Genomic DNA, 3,425 nt, shown 5'->3' with positions numbered 1-3,425 from the left:
TTCTGGTTCTGGTTCTGGTTCTGGTTCTGGTTCTGGTTCTGGTTCTGGTTCTGGTTCTGGCTCTGGCTCTGGCTCTGGCTCTGGCTCTGGCTCTGGCTCTGGCTCTGGCTCTGGCACCGTGCCATCCCCGGCGAGATAGCCGTAGCGATTGATAAATTCCCATGCATACGCTTCACCGCTGCGGGTGAATCCGGCATCCCAGTTCACTGACCAGGTCATCAGGCCCAGAATATCCAGTCCTGCCGCTTTCAGTCGTGCCAGCGCGTTATACACATCCTGCGGATTAATGACATAGCCAGTGGCAGCTGCATCATTATTAGTCGGCAGACCGATAATAAATTTGTCATGAGGGATTTTGATAAAACCACGGGTACCCGTGACCAGGCTTTCGGTCAGGTAATAAAGGAAGTCTTCCTTCTGTGCGTCATTATTCTGCGCAATCCAGCCCACGCCATCGACATAAACACCGTCGCCACCCTGATTATAAAATTGCGGTGCAATGTAGTCGTAATAACCTTCCAGTCCGTTAATATAGGCGTTATATTCACGGCCCTGTACCAGATAAGGAAACTCCGGAGCCATACTGATGGTGAAGTTTTTACCCAGCGGACGGAAATGATCTTTCACCACTTTCAGTGCCGCAGGAATAACCGTCTGATTGTCAGCAGCAGTAATAGCAGCCTGTTCCAGATCAATATCCAGCCCGTCAAAATCGTACTGATTAGTCAGTGCAATAATGCGGTTTGCCAGCGCCACTTCATCTCCACTGTGCAGCTCAATATGTGCATCCGCACCACCGAGAGAAATAAGCACTTTACGACCCTGGGCGTGAACCAGGTCAATCTGACGACGGAACTCAGCTTCCGTGCCTTTATAAGGTTTGAAATCAGGAATCCGGCTGCTGTTATCCAGCACCTTCATAAAAGCAACGGCGATAACATTATACTCCACGGGAATTTCTGACAGCGCCATTTCAGTAAAACGACCCAGTTTATATCCCTGGCCCGGTTCTGGCGCCCAGTTGTGCCAGAAGCCCATCACAATTTTATTTTCACTACTCTGTAGTGAAGGTGTTTTCTCGGACATAACCACTCCATTTAATTATTGAGAGTAACTTCATATGCTGTTAATTACACAGCGCTACGGCGAACGCCACGCCTGAGTAAAGCCACCATTTATCCTGCATAATGACTTTGCTGTAATTAATTTTACGCCCAGAGGATATTTACTCAATTTCAATAATTAAAAAGCACCGCTAAAATATTGGTAACCCTTTGAATTTACCACCTGTAAGAATGATTGCATCAGAAAATTAAAGAATTATTGCTGGCAAAGATACAAACAGTAATAAAAAGCCAATAAATACGTCACTTAACATTTCATCCATGCAACATAAGATAAATAATAAATAAATATTCAAAATCACATTTAACATTAATAATACCAGCATCACGGCGAGTTTCTGGCATAACAAATAGCCGTTGCTGGCAAATTATTTAACACGAAAAAAACCGGCCATTACGGACCGGTTTATTAATAATTGCTGGGATAAATTAGCTTATTAACTGGTGATTGGCTTCAACTCAATCGCATAAAGCTGACCGTTGACGAACACCTGCAGACTGTTGGTTGAGGTCCCGGTTCGGGAGGTATTCACCAGTTGACCACGCATCAGTAGCTGGTTGTTGTTGTTGTAGCCAATACCAACCTGCTCACGCCCCATCCAGTGCTGGAATAAGGTGGTTGAAGTCCCACTGTTGAGATCCTTCAGCACTTCAGTATCGGTCACTCTGGTGTAGGCTTTTTCCAGGCGGAAACGAACACCTCGGGCAAAACGGTCAAAGGAAGTGGTGGTAAACCACGCCCGGCAGAACCCGGTGTATTTCGCCAGTTTGACGTAGATCCGCACTCTGTTGGTCGCCAGGGGTTTTACATTGACCCCCACTAATGGGATCGATCCTGTTCCTGACCAGCTGTTAATGAAAGTTCCGTTGATATTCTGCAACGAAATAATCGCTTCGCCTTCCGGGGTACGGGTGGTGTAATCAGTCTGCGTATCACTCATGCCAATGAACTGCGACGAACCCAGCAGGCGGACATTCACTACCGTGGTATTTTCCGGTACTTCCAGATCGGCCACATGGAACCAGGCTTCATCATTGGTACGGTTATCTATAAAATCTGGCGAGGTCAGGTACTGGTAGTTCAGTGAACCATCGATTTTCATCCCGTGGTTTTCCAGCCACAGCTGTCCATCTTCATATTGACTCAACCACGGATTCGGATCGGGAGTAAGATCCATTGTCGAGCCAGCCTGCATATTGAGCTGGGTAGACACAATACGGGTAGAGTTAAGTTTCAGCGGGTTGACGTTAGTTTCCAGGTTGAAGGCATCAAAAATCCACTGGCCGTTTGAGAGATCGCCCGGATACTCACAGTGTTCAATCCAGCCGTTACGGATAATTGACTGACCGGCACGCTGCAGATCGATCATATTCGCTTTGGTGCCGTGCTGAACGTTGAAGTTAGTCAGCTCAACTGCGGTAATGTGATCCCACACACCTTCTGCCCGACCGGACCAGGTAGCATAAATGACCGTGGCCGAGCAGTGACTGGCATACCACTGGTCAATTTTGCAATCCAGCGTATCCAACATATCCAGACATCTACCGCCCATATTGCTGAACGACATGCTGGTCACGCGAACGTACTGGCCACCCGGATCGATATTTTTCAGGAAGCCTTTGGTTTTGGTGTTGTCCTGACCGTCAATCAACAGGCCGGAAATGGACATCCAGCGGGCATTAATCAGGAACATGTATTCGCCGGCTTTACCATCCGACACCAGCGTGGTGCTTGGGTAGTAGCCAAAGTTAACGTGAGAACCCGCCAGACGGAAGCGCCCGACTTCACTGGCAGAGATATCAAACTTCGAAATAAAGTAGCGGCCAGCCGGGAAGCGAATACCAATGTTCTGATTAGGCTTGCTATTGGTGTCTTTATCAGTGAGCTGTGACCAGTTCCACATATGGGTAACCGCATCCAGACAGTCGGTTTTACCATCCGGTATTGCACCAAAGTCACCTACAGTCAGGTCAGCATAGTTAGAGAGGTAGCGCTTCCAGCGGGCACCTTTCGGGGTGACAAAGACGGTGCCTTTATCGTCGACAGAAGTGCTATCTTCCAGGTCATAGACAAAAATACCGCCACCAGCACGTGAAGTACGGTGGTATTGCAGCACTACCGCAATTTCGCCAGCTTTGTTCGGCTCGGTTGCACGCAGTTCATCTATCGAGAACAGAGTGGTGAAACTTCCGTCTCCGCCATTGCTGCTGGCCAGCTCAATGACCACTTTTGAAAAGTCCACAAGTTTGCCGCTGCTGTCGTACACATTCAGACTGCTGGCCGCGCCGAGCATTGCCGCT

Annotated in this window: 2 protein-coding genes; both read right to left on the bottom strand. The window is 48.3% G+C overall.

Features of this window, described 5'->3' with window-relative positions; translation table 11 throughout:
* Window positions 1-1,086: chitinase (locus tag GSQ70_RS00715; RefSeq protein ID WP_199257197.1), on the bottom strand; the 1,086-nt coding region annotated here is incomplete at its 3' end.
* Between the two features lie 475 nt (window positions 1,087-1,561).
* On the bottom strand, window positions 1,562-3,425 hold a 1,864-nt coding region (locus GSQ70_RS00710; protein WP_199257196.1), incomplete at its 5' end, for a hypothetical protein.

This window comes from Pantoea sp. BAV 3049, from assembly GCF_009765445.1.
In the GTDB taxonomy this organism is placed as follows: Bacteria; Pseudomonadota; Gammaproteobacteria; order Enterobacterales; family Enterobacteriaceae; genus Erwinia.
The sequence above is the reverse complement of the archived record's forward strand: the minus strand, read 5'-3'. Positions and strand labels throughout refer to the sequence as shown.